This window comes from Haemophilus sp. HMSC061E01, from assembly GCF_001810345.1.
GTDB lineage: Bacteria > Pseudomonadota > Gammaproteobacteria > Enterobacterales > Pasteurellaceae > Haemophilus_D.
On record NZ_KV800998.1, the window covers coordinates 23140 to 44287 of the forward strand.

The 21148-nt window shown below is 39.5% G+C and carries 21 protein-coding genes; 11 read left to right on the plus strand and 10 right to left on the minus strand.

The genetic code is table 11. The features are described 5' to 3' along the window. Window positions 1-24: 24 nt before the first annotated feature. The 7 genes from HMPREF2732_RS00550 to eno all read right to left on the minus strand — a co-directional run bounded on the left by HMPREF2732_RS00550 (window position 25) and on the right by eno (window position 6201). Window positions 25-1170 (minus strand): iron-containing alcohol dehydrogenase, encoded by a 1146-nt coding sequence (locus HMPREF2732_RS00550; RefSeq protein WP_070590065.1) that lies wholly within the window; start codon window positions 1168-1170, stop codon window positions 25-27. 48 nt (window positions 1171-1218) lie between these two features. Further along, the gene (locus tag HMPREF2732_RS00555) at window positions 1219-2400 is read right to left on the minus strand and encodes a glutathionylspermidine synthase family protein (protein ID WP_070590068.1); all 1182 of its coding nucleotides are present in this window, start codon (window positions 2398-2400) and stop codon (window positions 1219-1221) included. A 2-nt stretch (window positions 2401-2402) separates the two neighbouring features. Beyond that, window positions 2403-3029 (minus strand): DUF1190 domain-containing protein, encoded by a 627-nt coding sequence (locus tag HMPREF2732_RS00560; protein ID WP_070590657.1) that lies wholly within the window; start codon window positions 3027-3029, stop codon window positions 2403-2405. A 7-nt stretch (window positions 3030-3036) separates the two neighbouring features. Continuing rightward, entirely contained in the window at window positions 3037-3744 is a 708-nt protein-coding gene (locus HMPREF2732_RS00565; protein WP_070590071.1) for an HAD-IA family hydrolase, read from the minus strand. A gap of 8 nt (window positions 3745-3752) precedes the next feature. Further along, window positions 3753-4172, minus strand: coding sequence for a DUF2251 domain-containing protein (locus tag HMPREF2732_RS00570; protein ID WP_049364766.1), 420 nt, complete (start codon window positions 4170-4172; stop codon window positions 3753-3755). 8 nt (window positions 4173-4180) lie between these two features. Next, complete coding sequence (locus HMPREF2732_RS00575) at window positions 4181-4819, minus strand: NUDIX hydrolase N-terminal domain-containing protein (protein WP_070590075.1); 639 nt, start codon at window positions 4817-4819, stop codon at window positions 4181-4183. Window positions 4820-4890: 71 nt separating this feature from the next. Further along, window positions 4891-6201: a phosphopyruvate hydratase gene (eno, locus tag HMPREF2732_RS00580; RefSeq protein ID WP_005627703.1), complete on the minus strand. Its 1311-nt coding sequence runs from the start codon at window positions 6199-6201 to the stop codon at window positions 4891-4893. 287 nt (window positions 6202-6488) lie between these two features. Between eno and HMPREF2732_RS00585 the strand changes: the two genes are divergently transcribed. Beyond that, entirely contained in the window at window positions 6489-8258 is a 1770-nt protein-coding gene (locus HMPREF2732_RS00585; protein WP_070590078.1) for a DUF4153 domain-containing protein, read from the plus strand. A gap of 132 nt (window positions 8259-8390) precedes the next feature. Here the strand turns inward: HMPREF2732_RS00585 and HMPREF2732_RS00590 are convergent, their stop codons facing one another. Next, window positions 8391-9326: a glycosyltransferase family 2 protein gene (locus tag HMPREF2732_RS00590; RefSeq protein ID WP_070590082.1), complete on the minus strand. Its 936-nt coding sequence runs from the start codon at window positions 9324-9326 to the stop codon at window positions 8391-8393. A 122-nt stretch (window positions 9327-9448) separates the two neighbouring features. After that, window positions 9449-11086 carry a glutamine hydrolyzing CTP synthase gene (gene pyrG / locus HMPREF2732_RS00595; protein WP_070590085.1) on the minus strand — a complete coding sequence of 546 codons (1638 nt, stop codon included), beginning with the start codon at window positions 11084-11086 and terminating at the stop codon, window positions 9449-9451. A gap of 258 nt (window positions 11087-11344) precedes the next feature. Between pyrG and glmU the strand changes: the two genes are divergently transcribed. The 3 genes from glmU (at window position 11345) to ispH (ending at window position 14264) form a co-directional block, all read left to right on the plus strand. Beyond that, the gene (glmU, locus tag HMPREF2732_RS00600) at window positions 11345-12715 is read left to right on the plus strand and encodes a bifunctional UDP-N-acetylglucosamine diphosphorylase/glucosamine-1-phosphate N-acetyltransferase GlmU (protein ID WP_049369835.1); all 1371 of its coding nucleotides are present in this window, start codon (window positions 11345-11347) and stop codon (window positions 12713-12715) included. Between the two features lie 116 nt (window positions 12716-12831). Further along, on the plus strand, window positions 12832-13323 hold the full coding sequence (gene lspA / locus HMPREF2732_RS00605) for a signal peptidase II (protein WP_049369834.1): 492 nt from the start codon (window positions 12832-12834) through the stop codon (window positions 13321-13323). Next, window positions 13320-14264, plus strand: coding sequence for a 4-hydroxy-3-methylbut-2-enyl diphosphate reductase (gene ispH / locus HMPREF2732_RS00610; RefSeq protein ID WP_049376185.1), 945 nt, complete (start codon window positions 13320-13322; stop codon window positions 14262-14264). The genes lspA and ispH overlap by 4 nt, the downstream gene beginning before the upstream one ends. Window positions 14265-14312: 48 nt before the next feature. Here the strand turns inward: ispH and HMPREF2732_RS00615 are convergent, their stop codons facing one another. Further along, complete coding sequence (locus HMPREF2732_RS00615; RefSeq protein ID WP_049357924.1) at window positions 14313-14684, minus strand: CopM family metallochaperone; 372 nt, start codon at window positions 14682-14684, stop codon at window positions 14313-14315. A gap of 131 nt (window positions 14685-14815) precedes the next feature. Between HMPREF2732_RS00615 and rdgB the strand changes: the two genes are divergently transcribed. The 7 genes from rdgB to HMPREF2732_RS00650 all read left to right on the plus strand — a co-directional run bounded on the left by rdgB (window position 14816) and on the right by HMPREF2732_RS00650 (window position 21147). Beyond that, window positions 14816-15415 (plus strand): RdgB/HAM1 family non-canonical purine NTP pyrophosphatase, encoded by a 600-nt coding sequence (gene rdgB / locus HMPREF2732_RS00620; protein WP_070590088.1) that lies wholly within the window; start codon window positions 14816-14818, stop codon window positions 15413-15415. Between the two features lie 38 nt (window positions 15416-15453). After that, window positions 15454-15771, plus strand: coding sequence for a heavy metal-binding domain-containing protein (locus tag HMPREF2732_RS00625; protein ID WP_005695251.1), 318 nt, complete (start codon window positions 15454-15456; stop codon window positions 15769-15771). 145 nt (window positions 15772-15916) lie between these two features. Further along, on the plus strand, window positions 15917-16279 hold the full coding sequence (locus HMPREF2732_RS00630) for a helix-hairpin-helix domain-containing protein (protein ID WP_070590092.1): 363 nt from the start codon (window positions 15917-15919) through the stop codon (window positions 16277-16279). A 218-nt stretch (window positions 16280-16497) separates the two neighbouring features. After that, on the plus strand, window positions 16498-17352 hold the full coding sequence (focA, locus tag HMPREF2732_RS00635; RefSeq protein ID WP_049372705.1) for a formate transporter FocA: 855 nt from the start codon (window positions 16498-16500) through the stop codon (window positions 17350-17352). Window positions 17353-17407: 55 nt separating this feature from the next. After that, window positions 17408-19720 (plus strand): formate C-acetyltransferase, encoded by a 2313-nt coding sequence (gene pflB, locus HMPREF2732_RS00640; RefSeq protein WP_049364776.1) that lies wholly within the window; start codon window positions 17408-17410, stop codon window positions 19718-19720. A gap of 129 nt (window positions 19721-19849) precedes the next feature. Continuing rightward, window positions 19850-20590: a pyruvate formate lyase 1-activating protein gene (gene pflA, locus HMPREF2732_RS00645; RefSeq protein WP_049364777.1), complete on the plus strand. Its 741-nt coding sequence runs from the start codon at window positions 19850-19852 to the stop codon at window positions 20588-20590. Window positions 20591-20643: 53 nt separating this feature from the next. Then, complete coding sequence (locus HMPREF2732_RS00650) at window positions 20644-21147, plus strand: surface-adhesin E family protein (protein ID WP_070582679.1); 504 nt, start codon at window positions 20644-20646, stop codon at window positions 21145-21147. Window position 21148 lies beyond the last annotated feature (1 nt).

A 21148-nucleotide genomic window follows, 5' to 3' on the forward strand; every position in this document is an offset into this window, starting at 1 on the left:
TTGACCGCTCTTTTTTATGAGAGATTACTTCGCTAAAGCGAAAATGGCTTCAATAGCTTCTTTAGTATACGTTTTTTCCACTTTCGCTCTGATTGCAGTTTGAGCCGCATTTTCAATAATTTCAGCTAAGGTTTCATCATCAATACCAAGTTGTTCAAGACGAGTTGGTGTGCCGATTTTATCAAACCAGGCTTTTAAGGCGAAGATACCGTCTTCAGCCTTATCTAAACCAAATATTTCTTTAGCAAAGCGTTTGAATTGAGCAGGTCTTTGAGATTGATACCATTGCATCCACGCAGGCATAATCACGGAAAGGCCCGCGCCATGTGGCACATCTGAAATCGCACTCATGGAATGCTCAATCATATGATTTGGGAAACCGTAAGGTGAGATACCTAAATGCGTTAAACCGTTCAACGCAAGTGTAGCTGCCCAGGCAAATTCACCACGTGCATTGAGATCTTGTGGATCATTGAGCAGGATTTCAGTCGTACGAATAACGGTTTTAATATTGCTTTCTACTAAGAAATCAATAATTTCAGGGCGATATTCCGCCGTGAAATAGGCTTCAATCGAATGAGCAATAATATCTGCAGCAGAATACACTAAATAATCACGGCTGACAGTCGCTTGTAATTTCGGATTAATGACTGATACTTTTGGGAATAAATGATTGCTATGAATCGAATATTTTTGCTGTGTTTCTTCATTGGTAATGACTGAACCCCAGTTCATTTCGCTGCCTGTTGCCGCAAGAGTGATGACATCGAAAATCATTAACGCTTTTTGCACAGGTGTACCTTTAAAGAAGTCCCAAGTATCACCCTCATAGCACGCACCTGCCGCGATTGCTTTCGCACTATCAAGGCAAGAGCCTCCACCGATACTCAGCACACTATCTGCATCAAAGGTTTTAGCCATTGCAACGGCTTCACGGACTTTGCTGATTGTTGGGTTGCTTTTTACGCCACCACATTCAATGTATTCAATGCCATGCTCACGCAAACTTTTCGCCACATCTTCAAATAAACCGGATTGTTTGACACGCTCACTACCATAGATAATCAAGGCTTTTTTTGCACCGTATTCGTGCATATATTGACCCATCTCTTTTTCTTTATCGAGACCAAATTCAATGCGAGTAGGGTTTTGAAAACTAAATGGATACATATTTATCTCCTTATTATCAGTTAAGTGCGGTCAGTTTTTGCGTTGTTTTTATTCCACAAAGTAATGCGGAATGAAGTGGCTATCATTGCCGGTAACTGGGGTGAAATCTTCTCTCAATCCGATGCCACAAGCCACATCACCAATAACCCAAGAACCAATCATTGGATACATACCATCAAAATTTGGCAGTTCAAATTTTTGTTGATAGATGTAGCCTGCTTGATCATAAAAGGCTGAATGTTCACTGCCTTTGGCAGCAAATTCTAGACCATTACGTTTTTCATAGTAAGAAACATTGGCGCCCTCACGACCTAAGGTCGGTTTTTTCACCCATATTGATTGGCGATCAGTAATATCATGTTTACTAAAGTAAGCGGGTAGTAATAAAGGATGGTTTGGATGTTTTTGCCATAATTTTGCCAATAGTACTTTATTGCTTAATAGTAATTTCCACGCCGGTTCAATAAAGGTGGTGGATGAATTAAGCATGTGTGGTGCATATTCTGTCGTGGTCATCCATTCAAGCGGATAGAGCTTAAATAAACAATCAATAGGTTGATTATTCAGATCGAGGAATTGCTGACTGTCTTTATCGTAGCCTACATCTTCAATGGCAAGCTGATGAATATGCCAACCCGCGTTGTAAGCCACATCCGCCAGGTAATCAATATTGCCCCAATCTTCACGCCCCGCTTCTTGCATGGCACTAAAATGGAAATCGTTTAGTCCAGTTTGCTGTTGAATAAACTGAAAGCGATTAAGCAATTCTTCGTGAATCCAATTAAATTGGTCACGATGTGCTAAGCCTTCAATTTGCTCTAACCATTGCCATTGCACCACGGCAGCTTCAAGCAGGGAAGTGGGCGTGTCGGCATTGTATTCAAACATTTTGAGGTTTTCGCCGTCATAACCAAAATCAAAACGACCATATAAGTGCGGTACGTTTTTAGCCCATGTTTGTTCAATCAAATTTTTCTGTAAATCGGTGAAGCGATAATGGGCATAATCACCTTGTTTCACTTCATCGGCAACAAAGTCCATACACATAGCGTGCAATTCGTTGGTGGCGTCTTCAATATGATCGATTTCCGCTAGGGTAAATTCATACGCCACATTGTCCGACCAATAATGGGAGCCATCAGAGGAAGGCAGATTATAGTAATCAAAGCCCACATCTAATAATTGTTGCACCATATTGGGACGAGTAGGAAAGCCCGTGATTCGTTTCATATTTAACCGCCTGAGCTACGGCTGCTGCTTGAGTTAGAACTTTTAAAGCCGCCGCGTGAAACTGGTCTGCTGTAAGTGCTGCCTGCATTGCCTTTAACTAATACGGGCTTACCGACAGAACGATTAGTTTGCGGTTGAATAACTTGCCCCGTTGGTGTTGAAACGGCCCGATTGCTCGGATTGTAGCTAGGGCCTAAAAATGAACCCATAGTACGCGCAATCATATAACCCATTGCGGCACCAGCAATCGCACTGCCCATACTGCCGTGTCCTTCTCCTGTTGCAGAGCTAGTGTGGCTTGTTCCCTCAGTGCTGTTTGAATTGCCAGAGTGAGTTGCTCCATCTGGATTTAAGGTTTGTTTAACGGTCTGATTATCTTCTGACCATTCGCTATTATTGCTTGGACGTGTATTTAAATTGCCCGAGAGAGAGGAGCCAGATCCAGCATGTGCAGTTGTGCCGCTATTATTTTCACTAGATTGGTCAGCTTCGCACAATTCAATTTTTTGCCAATCGGCTAAACAATCCTCAAGGCTGTTATAAACATCTCGTTGAACTTGCTCTTCTGAGCAGCCGCCCAATAAAGCCACAATGGAAAGGCTGACGAGAACTTGATTTTTCTTTTTCATCATAGGGTTAAAGTGTTAATAATTCAGTTAAATGATTGATTTCTAATGTAGGCAAAACACTTGCTTCAGTAAATGAATTGAGGTTTTTGCCTGATAAATTAATCCATACAGCTTGGCACCCGGCTTGAATGGCGCCTTGAACATCCGTGGTTAAGTTGTCACCGATATGTAAAATTTCACTTGGTTTTACGCCAAAATAATGGGCGGTTTGGTGGAACAAATCTTGATGAGGCTTCGCTCTGCCTTGCTCTCCACCACGTAAGTTCAGCTGAAAGTGTTCAAACCCAATGCGTTTTGCAATTACATTACCATTGGTAATCACGCTAAGCGGGTAGCGATCTTTCAGTTGATTCAGCACTTCAATACTTTCTGCGGGTACATCAATTTTATGTCGCCATTCAATAAACTCTTCCATGGCAATCGCTAAAGTGCGGTCAATTTCAACCGCACTTTTACCATGATGCGTCAGTAAGTGCCGTAACGTTTCGACACGCCAGGCAATCACATCTTCAGCAATCAAGGGATCTTTCTCCGCCAGTTGCCATTTCCATTCTCGCCAATATTCTAGAGTGAAGTCGCTCAGTTGAGCCTGTTCTTGCACACATTGAAGAAAGCGTTCTTCGGCTAAACGAATGACGTCACTGTTATCGTAAAGGGTGTCATCAAGATCAAAACTCATGACCTTGAAAGGCTGAAGACCGCGGTAAAATCGCATAGTTAATCCTATTTAATGGTATTCACACCAAGCCATGCTGTTGCACGTTCATTGGTGATTTCTTCGTGTGTCCACATGCTCATTAAGTCAGGCTGAGGATGCTTGTTGGTGTTATAGCCGATCAAATGAGCAAAATCAAATACAGCGTGTGGATAGCCGTTAATAAGCAATAAGGCTAAATAACCACTTTCATCCCAGCAGATTTCTAATTTACGTGCTTCGTGGTGATTGCGAGTGTTATCGACGTTATAAACATGTAAGCAATCGACAATAGGCTGCGCATTTTGACGCATATCTAACGCATAAAAATAGCCCGTTTCACCATCATCTTCAAACATCACTGCTAGGTGATCATGCACAGTTGAGTGTGTGCCGACTTGCTTTGGTTGACCGAGAAAAAGTTGGTCTTCGAGGGTTAAATGTAACATGGTATTTCCTAATCAAATTGTGTAGTCCAGTGACTACTATGGTGTGCTTGAAAGCAAAGTTCAACCTGTGCGGGCGTATTTTTTTCTTCATTCATTGGTGGCAGTTCATTTAATGCAAAATAGGCAGATTGAACGGTTTCACTATTTGGTTGAAATTCACCACTTAATGGTTCGCACATGACGAAGGTTTTGAGTACAGGATGCGCAAAAGGCGGAAAATTGCGTTTATGTTGTTCGTGAATAGCAATAATGAAAGTCGGTTTAACATTAAGCCCCGCTTCTTCGCGTACTTCTTTAATCGTATTACTATGAATGGTTTCTAGCACATCTATCCAGCCGCCAGGCAGTGACCAAAGTCCATCATTTTCTTGTACTAATAAAATTTTATCATCTTTGAAAATAGCTGCCCGCGAGTCGATTTTAGGAGTTTGATAACCAGCCTCATTGCAGAAAAGTGATTTAACGGTTTCTTTTGGGATTGCTGTTTTATAAGAGAGCATTTCAGCCGACAAATCACGCAAGCGTTCATAGCGTTCAATATCATAGATATTTTTGCAATAAGTTAGCCCGTTTTGTGCAATGCTTTGAATTTCGATTGCCCAAGATAACCAAGGTTCAGTAAGCAGTGAATCAGATTGTGTCTTCATAAAAACACCTTAAAAAAACACCGCACTTTTGTGCAAAGTGCGGTGCTATTTTACCTTAAATTAAGCAAAAATTATGCTTGACCTTTAACCGCTTTTAAACCTAAGAACGGAGCTGGTGTACCAGCGCGTTCTAATGCTTCTTCGATACGGATTAATTGGTTGTATTTCGCAATACGGTCAGAACGACTCATAGAACCAGTTTTGATTTGACCTGCTGCTGTACCAACCGCTAAATCAGCGATAGTCGCATCTTCGGTTTCACCTGAACGGTGAGAGATAACAGCAGTGTAACCTGCATCTTTAGCCATTTTGATTGCTGCTAAAGTTTCAGTTAAAGAACCGATTTGGTTGAATTTGATTAAGATAGAGTTTGCAATACCTTTTTCGATACCTTCTTTTAAGATTTTGGTGTTAGTGACGAATAAGTCGTCGCCCACTAATTGAACGCGGTCGCCTAACACTTTAGTTTGGTATGCAAAACCATCCCAGTCAGATTCATCTTGACCATCTTCGATAGACACGATTGGGTATTGTTTAGTTAACTCTTCAAGATAGTGTGTGAACTCTTGAGAAGTGAATGAACGGCCTTCGCCTTTCATTTCGTATTTGCCAGTTTCTTTGTTATAGAACTCAGAAGATGCACAGTCCATTGCTAAAGTGACGTCTTTGCCTAATACATAACCTGCTTTTTCTACAGCTTCTTTGATACATGCTAAAGCGTCAGCGTTAGAGGCTAAGTTAGGTGCGAAACCACCTTCATCACCTACAGCAGTGCTCATGCCTTTAGATTTTAATACTTTCGCAAGGTTGTGGAATACTTCAGCACCAATACGAAGTGCTTCGCGTAATGTTTTCGCACCAACTGGTTGAATCATGAATTCTTGGATATCAACGTTGTTATCTGCATGCTCACCACCGTTGATGATGTTCATCATTGGTAATGGCATAGAGTAAACGCCTGGCGTACCGTTAAGTTCTGCGATGTAAGCGTAAAGTGGTAAACCTTTAGACGCTGCAGCAGCTTTTGCGTTTGCTAAAGATACCGCTAAGATTGCGTTTGCACCGAAGTTAGATTTGTTTTCAGTACCGTCTAAATCGATCATGATTTGGTCGATTTCAGCTTGGTTAGACGCTTCTTTACCCACTAATGCATCTGCGATAGGACCGTTTACAGCCGCAACCGCTTTTAATACACCTTTACCTAAGAAACGAGATTTGTCGCCGTCACGTAATTCTAATGCTTCACGAGAACCAGTAGATGCACCTGATGGAGCAGCTGCTAAACCAACGAAACCACCTTCAAGATGAACTTCAGCTTCTACAGTTGGGTTACCACGAGAGTCGATGATTTCACGACCAATGACTTTAACGATTTTTGCCATTTTGTTTTCCTCTGTTTAAAGTTAATTAAAATTAGTTAGGCGAACCTAAAACGGGAATATAATAAAGCAAATTTAGAAATTTGTCTTGGAAAAATGACCGCACTTTGATCTGTATCTTATTTTTCAATCAAGTGCGGTTAGTTTTTATCTCTTTTTCGCCAATTATTTCTTTTATTTCAGTGGAATTGCCTTCAAAAGTTGGTTAAAGTTGCCCGAAATTTCGTATTATTTTACGACGAATTATTTATTCTTAATTGAGACTTTCTAGCATTGAAAAAGGAATCATTATGTCTCTTTCGACTTTTTTTCAGCAGATCAAAACACAAATAAAATCAGCGATATCAACTCATCCGATTGAAATCTTCATGATTGCTACGTTTGCTCTTGGAATTTGGTTTGTGGATATGAATTCAGAAAAAGATCATTTAGCTTATTGGCTATTTGAGCCGATGCTGTTTGCCTTTGTTTATTTGTCTCGTCCTTATGCCTGGTATCGTTTTTCGTGGATTGTGCCGCTTATTGCCGTTTTCACCATTTGGCAAGTGAATGATAATGCTGATTTTTATGCTTATAGTCCTAAGTTTTGGGGCGCTCAATTTATTGTATTATTGATATTATGTGGTTTTCCATTTGTCAGAAACAATCAAGCCTTTACTTATCGTAATTTTACGACGCTATATTACATCACGTCATCCATTGCTGGTTGGGGGCTCATTTCTGGTTTGGTCGCTGCAATTTTAGCTTCAATCAGTGCATTATTTAACATTGATTTTAGTGAATGGTTTCAAAAGCATCTTTATTCCTCAATTACCGCATTTTGTCTTCCTTTGTTCTTTTTGGTCTTTCAACAGCGCCAAGAAAATACAGAGATGACGCTAAATCGTAGCATTGAAATTTTAGTAAATTTGATCTTAGTGCCAGCCTTAATGATTTTTACTGTTCTACTTTATGCTTACGTTGGCAAAATTATCTTAGCAGGGGCGTTGCCAAAAGGGATGGTGTCGAATATTGCGTTGCCTTATTTAGTTGGTGGCTTAGGTGTTTACGCTTTACGTAGTATTAGTGTTAAACCAAATTGGGATGGTTTCTTTAAGTTTTTCCCATACCTTTCCATTGTGCCAATTGCATTGTTATGGTTGGCAATTGACCGTCGAATTAGTGCCTATGCTTGGACTGAACAACGGATTTATTTAGTGGCATTAGCCTCGGCGATTACGATTGCTTATGCTATTTTAATCATCCCTAAAATTCGTCAATATCGTTTGATTTCTGTCGTTGTAATGGCCGCAATTTTTGCCATGACTTGGGTGGTGAAACCCAAAGAAATTGCTTATCAAAGCCAAACGGAACGTTTTGAGCATTTACTCACAAAGCTTAATTTATCTGATGGACAAGGAAAAATTCGTGATGATGTGGATTTTTTAAGTCGTTTAGAAAATATGCCCGAAAACGAACGTCAAGATTGGAGTGAATTAGATGATGTATCTGATTATTTAGTCCATCGTTTGGACTTAGGGCCTTATGACAGCTCTAGTTATGAAGAGAAACGAAAAGCCTTTGTAAAAAAATATGGTGAAAAAGCGAATGAACTGATTTCATTGGATGTTTATGAGCATTCTTTCCGTATCAATGATAGCGACATTATGGCTCTGCAAAATAGTCCGATTAGAGAAGCGGAGTTTGAATGGTCATCAATTGATGTGAGTTCGTATAAAAAATGGATCCATGTGCCAGTCTATCAATTCTATCGTGTGGACGATAACAGCTCGAAAAAAGAAGAGAATGAGCCAAAAGAACGAGCCGAAGTTTGTTTTGTTGAAGAGCATGATAGATATTGTACCAATATGGATCAGCATATTAAACAGGTCTTTCAACAACATCATTTAGATTCAATGAAAAAACTGGCGGAATCAGATCTTAAACTCATCCGTAAAGACTTACTAAAAATTGATGCACCAAGTTTTGCTATCTATTTAGGTTCACTTGAAATGCAATTTAGTCAAGAAAAGGGCTATCACTACAAGGAATTAACCGTCGAAGCCATTTTTGAGAAATAGGTTAGATATGTAAAGTACGGTGATGTTATTGCAAAAAATTTGGCTAAAAATGACCGCACTTTGATATTAAAACGGATAAAAATTTCCCTAATCCTATTCAGATTGGGGAAGTAGTCTGATGAAGTAAAAGCTTTATTGCGTTCTTTGATACAAAAGCTTTTTCAAAAATTGTGTATGTGCATCTAAAATACTAAACATCGTTTCCCGATCTTCACCAAATAGTGAGATTTCATTATTTGAACGAACCTTGTCATAAGCAGAAAAAGCGATTTCAAACTCTTCAGTGCGTAATTTAATGGTTTTCCCGTGCAGTATAAGACTTAATAGGCTGACTTCTTTAGGTGTTAATTCTGGAAATAAATGACTGATCCAGAGTTCCATAGAGTATTGAACAGATTCGCTAATTTTGTCATGTTTTTTACTTTCTTGCCCTGGATGTAGTCGATAAAGCAACAAGGGCTCCGGTAAATTCGCAAATGTCTTTTTGTGCAATGCACATTGTACCCACATGTGAAAATCGGGCGCTGTGGCTGTTTGTGCATAATTGATGTTGAGTGCTTTGATACTAGAATGTCGCCACATTGAAGATGGGTTAATTATATGGTCACGAGCTAAAGAAAAATGTGCTTTTATATCTTTATCTAAAAGAGGAAGTGTACTTACTTTAGACATTTTATCAGTTTGCCCATCATTAAAGAGCAGTGCATTACTTCCTAAAATATCAATTTCGGGATGCTCATCTAAATATTGAACTTGTTTTTCAAAACGGTGTGGCACACAAATATCATCGGCATCCATACGTGCAACATATTCAACATTCATATAGTTAAGCATATCCATGGCAAATTGCATGACAGCTGGTTCACCTTGGTTTTGAGGTAAATGGTAAACACGTAAGCGAGCATCTTTTGTCGCATAGCTTTCGAGAATGTCACCTGTGTTATCGGTAGAAGCATCATTAACTGCCAGAATACAAAAATCACTAAAGGTTTGATTCAATAATGAATCTAAACATTCAGTGATAAAATTTTCTGCATTATATGCGGGTAAAATAACAGCAAGTTTCATTTTTAGTTATCCATTATTAAATGAGTGAATAAGGCACAGATGACATTATTCCTTATTAATACAAAGTGCGGTCAAAAACACAAGAATTTTTGACCGCACTTGTTTATTGAATTATCAGTAAATTACTTTTCAGTTTTTAACTGATTTTCTCTGGCTGCTTTGACAAAGCCTTCGAATAATGGGTGGCCATCACGTGGCGTTGACGTAAATTCTGGATGGAATTGACATGCTACAAACCATGGGTGGTTTGGTACTTCAATAATTTCCACTAATTTACGATCCGCAGATAAGCCAGTCACTTTAAGTCCCGCTTTTTCAATTTGTGGAAGCAGGTTATTGTTCACTTCATAACGGTGACGGTGACGCTCTTCGATAGTTTCTTTACCATATAATGCACGCGCTTTTGAGCCTTCAATTAAATGACATTGTTGCGCACCTAAACGCATCGTACCACCCAGATCTGAATTATCATCACGGGTTTCAATGTGGCCTTCCGCATCTTGCCATTCTGTAATTAAACCAACTACTGGTTGTTCGCAGTGGCGATCAAATTCAGATGAGTTCGCTTTTTCAAGACCAGCAACGTTGCGCGCATATTCGATTAATGCAATTTGCATCCCTAAACAAATGCCTAGGTAAGGAATATTGTTTTCACGCGCATATTTTGCAGTCAAGATTTTGCCTTCTACACCGCGATAGCCAAAGCCGCCCGGTACCAAAATACCATCGACGCCTTTCAATACTTCAGTGCCTTTGGTTTCGACATCTTGTGAATCAATATATTTGATATGCACGCTTAAACGGTTTTTCAAACCTGCGTGTTTTAAGGCTTCATTCACTGATTTATAGGCATCAGGTAATTCAATGTATTTACCGACCATACCAATGGTGACATCGCCCACAGGGTTGGCTTCTTGATAAAGCACTTGTTCCCATTCAGAAAGATCAGCTTCAGGACAGTCTAAGTGGAAACGTTGACAGATGAATTCATCTAAACCTTGTGATTTTAATAATGCCGGAATTTGGTAGATCGAATTCACATCTTTTAATGAGATGACCGCACGTTCTGGTACGTTACAGAATAAGGCGATTTTTGCACGCTCGTTTGGTGGAATCATACGATCTGAACGGCAGATAAGCACATCTGGCTGAATACCAATTGAAAGTAATTCTTTTACAGAATGTTGTGTCGGTTTGGTTTTTACTTCGCCTGCCGTTGGAATATATGGCACTAACGTTAAGTGCATAAAGAGAGTATTCTCACGGCCCACTTGTACGGCAAGTTGACGAAGTGCTTCTAAGAATGGAAGCGATTCAATATCACCCACTGTTCCGCCTACTTCCACGATAACCACATCATGGCCTTGTGCGCCGGCAATCACGCGATCTTTAATTTCATTGGTGATGTGTGGGATAACTTGAATTGTCGCACCTAAATAATCACCACGACGCTCTTTGCGTAATACTTCAGAATAAATTTTACCTGTGGTGAAGTTGTTGCGTTTTGTCATTTTGGTACGAATAAAACGCTCGTAGTGACCTAAGTCTAAATCGGTTTCCGCCCCGTCTTGTGTCACGAATACTTCGCCGTGTTGGGTTGGGCTCATTGTACCCGGATCCACGTTGATGTAAGGGTCTAATTTCATAATAGTCACGTTTAAGCCACGTGCTTCTAAAATTGCTGCCAATGATGCTGCAGCAATACCTTTACCTAACGATGAAACCACACCGCCTGTAACGAAAATATAATTTGTAGCCATAGTGAGAGACCTAAAATGTTGGGATAAAAATGATTATAGCCAATCATCTTTTATGCAAATTTGTGCAGAATGCTGAAAAGTGCGGCCAAAAATAAAAGAAAAAGATGATTAGCTATCAAGACGGGAGGATAGTTTACAGGATTTGAGATTTTTATACAATCTTGTCTTGTCAGGAATGTATGAAAATTAAATGGCTTATCATATTCTCCATTCTACGATAGAATACGCCCAAATTTTTTATAAAGAAGAGAAGAATTTATGACAAATAAAGCATTAAGCGTGGTGATTTTAGCGGCCGGTAAAGGCACTCGTATGTATTCTGATTTACCTAAAGTCTTGCATAAAGTGGCAGGTAAACCAATGGTAAAACATGTGATCGATACGGCGAATCAATTAGGTGCAGAAAACGTGCATTTAATTTATGGTCACGGTGGCGAATTAATGCGTGAACGTTTGGCAAATGAAAGTGTGAACTGGGTCGTTCAAGCAGAACAATTAGGTACAGCCCATGCGGTTCAACAAGCAGCACCATTCTTCAAAGATGATGAAAATATTGTGATTTTATATGGTGATGCGCCATTAGTGACCAAAGAAACATTGGAAAAACTCATTGCAGCGAAACCAGAAAATGGGATTGCATTACTTACTGTCAATTTAGATAACCCAACGGGTTACGGTCGTATTATTCGTGAAAATGGCAATGTGGTGGCGATCGTAGAACAAAAAGATGCCAACGCAGAGCAATTAAAAATCCAAGAAGTGAATACTGGCGTATTAGTAGCAGATGGCGCACATTTCAAAAACTGGCTTTCTCGTGTGAAAAATAACAATGCACAAGGCGAGTTTTATTTAACGGATGTGATTGGTTTAGCAAATCAAGATGGTTGTCAGGTTACTGCCGTTCAAGCCTCTGAATTTATGGAAGTAGAAGGTGCCAATAACCGTTTACAACTTGCTGCATTAGAGCGTTTTTATCAACGTAAACAAGCAGAAAAACTTTTACTTGCAGGCGTGATGTTAATTGACCCTGAGCGTTTTGATTTACGTGGTACATTAGAACACGGTAAAGATGTTGAAATTGATGTGAACGTAATTGTGGAAGGCAATGTGCGTTTAGGTGATCGTGTAAAAATCGGTGCGGGTTGTGTATTGAAAAATGTAACCATTGGTGATGATGTTGAGATCAAGCCTTACTCTGTTTTAGAAGATGCCACAATTGGTGAGAAAGCAGCGATTGGTCCATTCTCTCGTTTACGTCCAGGTGCTGAATTAGCCGCTGAAACCCATGTGGGTAACTTTGTGGAAATTAAAAAATCCACAGTAGGTAAAGGTTCTAAAGTAAACCACCTCACTTATGTCGGTGATACCGAAATAGGTGAAAACTGTAATATCGGTGCTGGTGTTATTACTTGTAACTATGACGGTGCGAATAAATTTAAAACAATCATTGGTAACAATGTATTTGTTGGATCGGATACGCAGTTAGTCGCGCCAGTTACCGTCGCAGATGGAGCAACCATTGGTGCTGGTTCAACGATTACTCAAAATATTGAGAAAGATGAGCTTGTGATTACTCGTGTGCCACAACGTCATATTCAAGGTTGGCAAAGACCGGTGAAGAAAAAGTAATTAACATTGAAAGGCGAACCAATGTGTTCGCCTTTTATGATTTGATGCCTTTTACTTTATAAAGGTTGTTCGAGTTGCTAAAATCATCGTCCATTTATAAAGACAGATAATTTCCTATGACAAAAAATAAAACAGGACTTTCATTCCTTTGGTTAAGTGCGGTCGCATTTATCCTTGATTTACTGACCAAATATATCGTAGTGCAACGCTTTGATCTCTATGAAAGCGTGAACCTATTACCCGTTTTTAATTTAACCTATGTGCGTAACTATGGCGCAGCGTTTAGCTTTTTAGCTGAGCATGATGGTTGGCAGAAATATTTCTTTATCGTGCTAGCAATCGGGATTTCTTTAATGCTGGCTTACTTTATGAAAAAGAATTCTGCAGAACAAAAATTACAAAACTCGGCTTATGCGTTGATTATTGGCGGTGCGTTAGCGAATATGGTAGATCGTGTGTACAACGGTTTTGTGGTGGATTTCTTAGATTTTTATTGGGATATTTATCATTATCCGGTATTCAATGTAGCAGATATTGCGATTTGTATTGGTGCGGGTTTATTAGCATTAGATGCCTTTAAAGGTGATAAAAAGAGCGGTCAAAAATGAAGATAATTTTAGCCAATCCTCGCGGATTTTGCGCAGGTGTCGATCGAGCCATTAGCATTGTTGAATTAGCGCTTGAAATTCATGGCGCACCGATTTATGTGCGTCATGAAGTGGTGCACAATCGTTTCGTGGTAAATGGTTTGCGTGAGCGTGGAGCGATTTTTGTGGAAGAACTGAGCGAAGTGCCTGATGGCGCTATTGTGATTTTCTCTGCTCATGGTGTGTCACAAGCCGTTCGTCAAGAAGCGAAAGATCGTCAGTTAAAAGTATTTGATGCAACTTGTCCGTTGGTAACCAAAGTACATATGCAAGTGGCGCGTGCGAGCCGCAAAGGGACGAAAGCGATTTTGATCGGACACAAAGGGCATCCCGAAGTGGAAGGCACAATGGGGCAGTATAATAACGCTGAAGGTGGTATTTTCTTAATTGAAAGCGTGGAAGATATTGCTCGTTTGCCGGTTCAAGAAAATGATGATTTAACCTTTATGACACAAACCACACTTTCTCTTGATGATACGGCGGAAACTATCAGTGCATTGAAAGACAAATATCCTGCTATTCAAGGCCCACATAAAAACGATATTTGCTATGCCACAACCAATCGTCAAGAAGCGGTGCGTGAATTAGCAAAACAATGTGATTTAGTGGTTGTTGTAGGCTCTAAAAACTCATCGAATTCTAACCGCTTAGCTGAGTTGGCATCGCGTATGGGCGTGAAATCAAAATTGATTGATGATCCAAATGATGTGGCAGCAGATTGGTTTGAAGGCGTTGAAACAATTGGTGTGACAGCAGGGGCTTCAGCACCGGAAGAGTTGGTGCAATCCGTAATTGCTCGATTAAAAGAATTTGGTGCGGATAGTATCGAAGAGCTTCAAGGCTTAGAAGAGAATATGTTCTTTGAAGTGCCAAAAGAGCTACGAATAAAAGAAGTAAACTAATTCTATTAAAAAAGTGCGGTTAATTTACCGCACTTTTTTTGTGTTATTTTATTTTTTATTGTGCACTTTAAGCCATTTTTGCATTTGTTCAATTTCTGCCTGTTGAGCGTTAATAATATTCTCAGCAAGCTTACGCATCTCAGGATCTTTTCCGTATTTTAATTCAACTTCCGCCATTTTTACTGCGCCAATATGGTGTGGCAACATACCTGCTGCAAAAGCAACATCAGGATCTTTATATTGCGCAGCTGCCATCATGTCTTGATGCATTTGACTCATACCTTGCATTAATTCTTGTTGCATTGCAGAATCTGTCGACATTGGCATATTCATGTGTGCTTGATGCGGTTGTTCATTCGCTTGGGCATAAATTGAAACTGCAGCAGCGCTAAGTGTGATAAAAGTCATAAGTTTTTTCATGTTTTTCTCCTATGTGATAACTGAATGCGCACCAATCATAAACTTTGACCTAAGGTTAAGGTCAATATTTATTCCGAAAATTTTTGGTGAGATGCTAAAATAAGACAATGTTTGATATGAGGGACAGAATCATGAAACAAAAAATTGTGCTTGCCACAGGTAATAAAGGCAAAGTAAAAGAAATGGCGGATGTATTAGCCAATTTCGGTTTTGAAGTCATTGCTCAAACGGATTTAGGCATCGAAAGTCCAGAAGAAACAGGATTAACGTTTGTTGAAAATGCGATTTTGAAAGCACGTTATGCATCTGAAAAATCAGGTTTACCGGCCATTGCAGATGATTCCGGTCTTGTAGTGGATGCGTTAAATGGTGCGCCTGGATTGTATTCTGCTCGTTATGCCGGTGTGGATGGTGACGAAGCTGATGCGAAAAACCGAGAAAAATTATTGGCAGAATTAGCCGATGTACCGACTGAACGTCGCCAAGCAAAATTTGTGAGTACGATTGTGTTATTACAACACCTAAGTGATCCTTCTCCGATCATTGCTCAAGGTGAATGTGACGGGCAGATTATTTATGAAGAAAAAGGTGAAAATGGTTTCGGTTACGACTCGCTCTTTTTTAGCCCTGAAAAAGGCTGTACTTTTGCCGAATTAGAAACCGTAGAGAAAAAGAAAATTTCTCATCGTGCGAAGGCATTAGCTGTTTTGAAATCAAAATTAACGGCCTAAAGCGCGGTTGATTTTTAACGAGAATTAAAGGATACAAAATGATTATTACCACTACGCCTAATATTGAAGGTAAACAAATCGTAGAATATAAACAAGTCGTCTTTGGGGAAGTGATTGCTGGGGCAAACTTCATCCGTGATTTTTTTGCGGCTATTACCGATGTGATTGGTGGGCGTTCGAGTGTTTATGAGCGTCGTATTAGTCGTGCACGCCAAGATGCCTTGAAAGAGTTGGAAGAAAAAGCAATTGCTTTAGGGGCAAATGCTGTGGTTGGCGTAGAGATTAATTACGCAACAGTAAGCAATAAAAGTATGTTTATGGTGATTGCGAGTGGCACAGCTGTAGTGGTGCGATAAGGTCGTTTTTTTATTTGCTTAAATGTAATTTTTGCGATCAAGATCGCAAAAGTGCGGTTGATTTCTTGCGTGTTTTCTGTGTTTCTTAAAAATGTCACTGTTGATATGAATCAACGGTACTTATTTGTTAATAAAGGACATTTTTATGAAATTGATGAAACATTTATTTAGTTCATTATTTATTGCAGGCGCGATGTTGAGCACAGAAGCGCTTGCAGAAGAAAAAACAGCTGAGCAGGCTCAACCGCAAACGCAAGTGCAGCAACAAACAGCTGTACAAGCACCATCACAAACAGTACAACAAACGGTGAGTGATAAATTAAATATCAATACCGCTAGCGTATCAGACATTCAAAAAGCGCTGATTGGTATTGGGGCGAAAAAAGCAGAAGCCATTGTGCAATACCGTGAAAAACACGGTAGTTTCACTGCGGCAGAACAACTACTTGAAGTACAAGGCATTGGTAAAGCTACGTTAGAAAAAAACCGAGATCGTATCGTGTTTTAATGTTGTTATTTTTATATGAAAAGCGGAATAGTGATATGATATTCCGCTTTTTTATTTTTTGAGCAGAAAATTTACCAAAACTTGCAAAATATCAAATTTTTTTGGAATAAGTTGGGGATTTCTTGCAATGGTTTTATAAGAGAGTAGAATACCAAATGGGTATAGGAATACCTATGTTGTAGTATAAGAAATAATAAACCAACTATTTGGAGTTAGATATGGCATCAGAAAATTTAAATCAATCTTCTGTTGCTCTCACACCAGTTGAAGCAACGGATTATGCTGAAAGCGTCGCTGCGTATAAAGCGCAAAAACGCCCATTTTTATCATTTCTGTCTGGTATTAGTGCTGGGGCTTGTATTGCTTTAGCCTTTGTATTCTATACGACGACACAAACAGCAAGCGCAGGAGCGCCTTGGGGATTAACCAAGTTAGTCGGTGGGTTAGTCTTCTCTTTAGGCGTAATTATGGTGGTAATTTTAGGATCTGAATTATTCACCTCTTCTACTTTAACCTTAGTTGCCCGCGTAGGCGGTAAGATAACCACAACTCAAATGATCCGAAATTGGATTGTGGTATATTTGGGCAACTTTGTGGGCGGTTTATTTATTGCTGCAGTGATTTGGTTTGGGGGACAAACCATGGCAGCAAATGGTCAATGGGGTTTAACCATTTTGGCAACCGCTCAACATAAGATTCATCATACTTGGTTTGAAGCATTTAACCTTGGTATTTTATGTAACATTATGGTGTGTGTAGCGGTATGGATGTCTTATTCCGGTAAAACTGTTACAGACAAAGCATTTATTATGATCATGCCGATTGGTTTATTTGTCGCATCTGGTTTTGAACACTGTGTGGCAAATATGTTTATGATTCCACTAGGCATTATCACAGCTCATTCTAGTACGCCAGAATTTTGGCAACAAATTGGTGTGGATCCAATGAAATATGCAGATTTAGATCTCTATCATTTCATTGTGAAGAATTTGATTCCAGTAACGTTAGGAAACATTGTGGGTGGTGCGGTTTGTATCGGCTTATTCCAACGTTATTTAACCAAAGCTCACTAATGTACTAACGAACTAAACAAGACTTATTTTTTATCAATTAAAAAAGGAAATGACTATGTCAGAACTTAATGAAGCACAAAAAGTTGCGTGGGCAGGATTCGTTGCCGGTGATTGGCAAGAAAACGTCAACGTGCGTGATTTTATTCAAAAGAACTACACCCCGTATGAAGGTGATGATTCTTTCTTAGCAGGTCCAACCGAAGCGACAACAAAACTTTGGGAAACCGTAATGGAAGGAATTAAAGTTGAAAACCGCACACATGCGCCATTAGACTTTGACGAACATACGCCTTCAACGATTACTTCTCACGCACCAGGTTATATCAATAAAGACTTAGAGAAAATCGTAGGTCTTCAAACCGATGCTCCATTAAAACGTGCTATTATGCCATTTGGTGGTATTAAAATGGTGGAAGGGTCATGCAAAATTTACGGTCGTGAATTAGATCCTGAAGTGAAAAAAATCTTCACTGAATATCGTAAAACCCACAACCAAGGTGTATTCGATGTTTATACGCCAGACATTTTACGTTGTCGTAAATCAGGTGTATTAACTGGTCTTCCAGATGCTTACGGTCGTGGTCGTATCATCGGTGACTATCGTCGTGTCGCACTTTATGGTGTTGACTTCTTAATGAAAGATAAATACGCACAATTCTCTTCTTTACAAAAAGACTTAGAAGATGGCGTAAATCTAGAAGCAACTATTCGTTTACGTGAAGAAATCGCAGAACAACACCGTGCATTAGGCCAAATGAAACAAATGGCAGCAAGCTACGGTTACGATATTTCTAACCCTGCAACTAACGCTAAAGAAGCAATTCAATGGATGTACTTTGCTTACTTAGCAGCAATCAAATCACAAAATGGTGCAGCGATGTCATTCGGTCGTACTGCAACCTTCATCGATATCTATATCGAGCGTGATTTAAAAGCAGGTAAACTTACTGAAACTGAAGCGCAAGAATTAGTTGACCACTTAGTCATGAAACTTCGTATGGTTCGTTTCTTACGTACACCTGAATACGATCAGTTATTCTCTGGTGACCCAATGTGGGCAACTGAAACCATCGCAGGTATGGGTTTAGACGGCCGTACATTAGTAACCAAAAATACATTCCGTATTTTACACACCCTTTACAACATGGGTACTTCTCCAGAACCAAACTTAACCATTCTTTGGTCTGAACAATTACCTGAAAACTTCAAACGTTTCTGTGCGAAAGTATCGATTGATACCTCATCAGTTCAATACGAAAACGATGATTTAATGCGTCCAGACTTCAACAATGATGACTACGCAATCGCATGTTGTGTATCACCAATGGTTGTTGGTAAACAAATGCAATTCTTCGGTGCGCGTGCAAACTTAGCGAAAACATTGTTATACGCAATCAACGGCGGTATCGATGAAAAATTAGGTATGCAAGTAGGTCCGAAAACTGCACCAATCACTGATGAAGTGTTAGATTTCGACACCGTAATGACTCGTATGGACAGCTTTATGGATTGGTTGGCAAAACAATATGTGACTGCCTTAAATATCATCCACTATATGCATGATAAATATTCATACGAAGCAGCATTAATGGCATTACATGATCGTGATGTATACCGTACCATGGCTTGTGGTATCGCAGGTCTTTCTGTTGCAGCTGACTCACTTTCAGCAATTAAATATGCGAAAGTTAAACCAGTTCGTGGCGACATCAAAGATAAAGATGGCAATGTTGTAGCAAGCAACGTCGCGATCGACTTCGAAATCGAAGGTGAATATCCACAATATGGTAACAACGACAACCGTGTTGATGACATCGCTTGTGATTTAGTTGAACGTTTCATGAAGAAAATTCAAAAACTTAAAACTTACCGCAATGCTGTGCCTACACAATCTGTATTAACCATTACTTCTAACGTAGTTTATGGTAAGAAAACAGGTAACACCCCAGATGGTCGTCGTGCAGGTGCGCCATTTGGACCAGGTGCTAACCCAATGCACGGTCGTGACCAAAAAGGTGCGGTAGCATCATTAACTTCTGTAGCTAAACTTCCATTTGCTTACGCGAAAGATGGTATTTCTTATACCTTCTCAATCGTACCAAATGCATTAGGTAAAGATCCAGAAGCACAACGTCGCAACCTTGCAGGCTTAATGGATGGTTACTTCCACCACGAAGCTGCAGTAGAAGGTGGTCAACACTTAAATGTGAACGTATTAAACCGTGAAATGTTATTAGATGCGATGGAAAATCCGGATAAATATCCGCAATTAACTATTCGTGTATCTGGTTACGCAGTGCGTTTTAACTCTTTAACTAAAGAGCAACAACAAGACGTTGTAACTCGTACATTCACAGAATCGTTCTAAAACACGATAAAATTTAACCGCACTTTAGCGGGAACATAAAAATTATGAGCCTGATTTAAGTCAGGCTCATTTTTTATAGATGATATTTTTGGTAAAATTTAGCTAGATTTATTTTTTGGAAATTTATGTATGTCTGTTCTAGGAAGAATTCACTCTTTTGAATCCTGTGGAACCGTGGATGGTCCCGGCATTCGTTTTATTTTATTTATGCAAGGCTGTTTAATGCGTTGCAAATATTGCCACAACCGTGATACTTGGGATCTTGATGGTGGTCGCGAAATTAGTGTGGAAGAACTCATGAAAGAAGTCGTGAGCTATCGCCATTTTATGAATGCAACCGGTGGTGGTGTAACAGCATCAGGTGGTGAGGCCATTCTTCAAGCTGAGTTTGTACGAGATTGGTTCCGAGCTTGTAAAGCAGAAGGCATTAATACTTGTTTAGATACTAATGGGTTTGTACGTCATTATGATCACATTATTGATGAACTGATCGATGTAACCGATCTTGTTTTGCTTGATTTAAAAGAACTGAACGATCAAGTGCACCAAAATCTTATTGGAGTGCCAAACAAACGTACGTTGGAATTTGCAAAATATCTGCAAAAACGTAATCAGCGAACCTGGATTCGTTATGTAGTGGTTCCTGGCTATACCGATAACGATCATGATGTTCATCTGCTCGGACAGTTTATTGAAGGTATGACCAATATTGAAAAAGTCGAACTTCTCCCTTATCATCGATTAGGCGCTCATAAATGGAAAACCCTTGGTTTTGAATATGAGCTCGCAGATGTTTTACCACCGACGAAAGAATCACTTGAGCATATTAAAACAATCCTTGAAGGATATGGACATACGGTAAAATATTAAGCTAAGGTGTAAAAAGATTAACAGCAGGCTTTAGAAAGCTTTAAGGAGGAAAAATGAAAAAATTAGCATTAACGTTTTTAGGTGTAGCCCTTTTAGCAGGCTGTTCAGCTGTTCAATCGCCAGTTACACAAGAAGAGGTGACATTAACGCCCCCTTCAAAAGATAGAGTAGGGTATGTTCGATTAGTAAAAGATAAAAATTACTACATTGATACCGATTCAATTTGGGTGGACAACCAAGATTTAAACCAAGTGCATTTTGATGCCGTGGTGAATTTGGATAAAGGTTTATATGTGTATCCAAATGAGAAAAGACGTTATGCACGTTCTGTTCGCCAATATAAAATCTTAAACTGTAAGAACTACCATTTAACCCAAGTTCGTACTGATTTTTATGATGATTTCTGGGGCGAAGGCTTACGTGCCGCACCGAAAAAACAAGAGAAATACACTATTAGCTTAAAACCTAATACAACGCTTTATGCGGCGGCACAAATCATTTGTGTTAACTCAGATAGAAAACCTTCTTTAGATTTAGAAGGCTCAAAAGCGAAATAAT

What these genes read in the sequence shown, in the direction of transcription:
- HMPREF2732_RS00550 (WP_070590065.1), bottom strand. Translation starts at nt 1,170, where the DNA reads ATGTATCCATTTAGTTTTCAAAACCCTACTCGCATTGAATTTGGTCTC.
- HMPREF2732_RS00555 (WP_070590068.1), bottom strand. Translation starts at nt 2,400, where the DNA reads ATGAAACGAATCACGGGCTTTCCTACTCGTCCCAATATGGTGCAACAA.
- HMPREF2732_RS00560 (WP_070590657.1), bottom strand. Translation starts at nt 3,029, where the DNA reads ATGAAAAAGAAAAATCAAGTTCTCGTCAGCCTTTCCATTGTGGCTTTA.
- HMPREF2732_RS00565 (WP_070590071.1), bottom strand. Translation starts at nt 3,744, where the DNA reads ATGCGATTTTACCGCGGTCTTCAGCCTTTCAAGGTCATGAGTTTTGAT.
- HMPREF2732_RS00570 (WP_049364766.1), bottom strand. Translation starts at nt 4,172, where the DNA reads ATGTTACATTTAACCCTCGAAGACCAACTTTTTCTCGGTCAACCAAAG.
- HMPREF2732_RS00575 (WP_070590075.1), bottom strand. Translation starts at nt 4,819, where the DNA reads ATGAAGACACAATCTGATTCACTGCTTACTGAACCTTGGTTATCTTGG.
- eno (WP_005627703.1), bottom strand. Translation starts at nt 6,201, where the DNA reads ATGGCAAAAATCGTTAAAGTCATTGGTCGTGAAATCATCGACTCTCGT.
- HMPREF2732_RS00585 (WP_070590078.1), top strand. Translation starts at nt 6,489, where the DNA reads ATGTCTCTTTCGACTTTTTTTCAGCAGATCAAAACACAAATAAAATCA.
- HMPREF2732_RS00590 (WP_070590082.1), bottom strand. Translation starts at nt 9,326, where the DNA reads ATGAAACTTGCTGTTATTTTACCCGCATATAATGCAGAAAATTTTATC.
- pyrG (WP_070590085.1), bottom strand. Translation starts at nt 11,086, where the DNA reads ATGGCTACAAATTATATTTTCGTTACAGGCGGTGTGGTTTCATCGTTA.
- glmU (WP_049369835.1), top strand. Translation starts at nt 11,345, where the DNA reads ATGACAAATAAAGCATTAAGCGTGGTGATTTTAGCGGCCGGTAAAGGC.
- lspA (WP_049369834.1), top strand. Translation starts at nt 12,832, where the DNA reads ATGACAAAAAATAAAACAGGACTTTCATTCCTTTGGTTAAGTGCGGTC.
- ispH (WP_049376185.1), top strand. Translation starts at nt 13,320, where the DNA reads ATGAAGATAATTTTAGCCAATCCTCGCGGATTTTGCGCAGGTGTCGAT.
- HMPREF2732_RS00615 (WP_049357924.1), bottom strand. Translation starts at nt 14,684, where the DNA reads ATGAAAAAACTTATGACTTTTATCACACTTAGCGCTGCTGCAGTTTCA.
- rdgB (WP_070590088.1), top strand. Translation starts at nt 14,816, where the DNA reads ATGAAACAAAAAATTGTGCTTGCCACAGGTAATAAAGGCAAAGTAAAA.
- HMPREF2732_RS00625 (WP_005695251.1), top strand. Translation starts at nt 15,454, where the DNA reads ATGATTATTACCACTACGCCTAATATTGAAGGTAAACAAATCGTAGAA.
- HMPREF2732_RS00630 (WP_070590092.1), top strand. Translation starts at nt 15,917, where the DNA reads ATGAAATTGATGAAACATTTATTTAGTTCATTATTTATTGCAGGCGCG.
- focA (WP_049372705.1), top strand. Translation starts at nt 16,498, where the DNA reads ATGGCATCAGAAAATTTAAATCAATCTTCTGTTGCTCTCACACCAGTT.
- pflB (WP_049364776.1), top strand. Translation starts at nt 17,408, where the DNA reads ATGTCAGAACTTAATGAAGCACAAAAAGTTGCGTGGGCAGGATTCGTT.
- pflA (WP_049364777.1), top strand. Translation starts at nt 19,850, where the DNA reads ATGTCTGTTCTAGGAAGAATTCACTCTTTTGAATCCTGTGGAACCGTG.
- HMPREF2732_RS00650 (WP_070582679.1), top strand. Translation starts at nt 20,644, where the DNA reads ATGAAAAAATTAGCATTAACGTTTTTAGGTGTAGCCCTTTTAGCAGGC.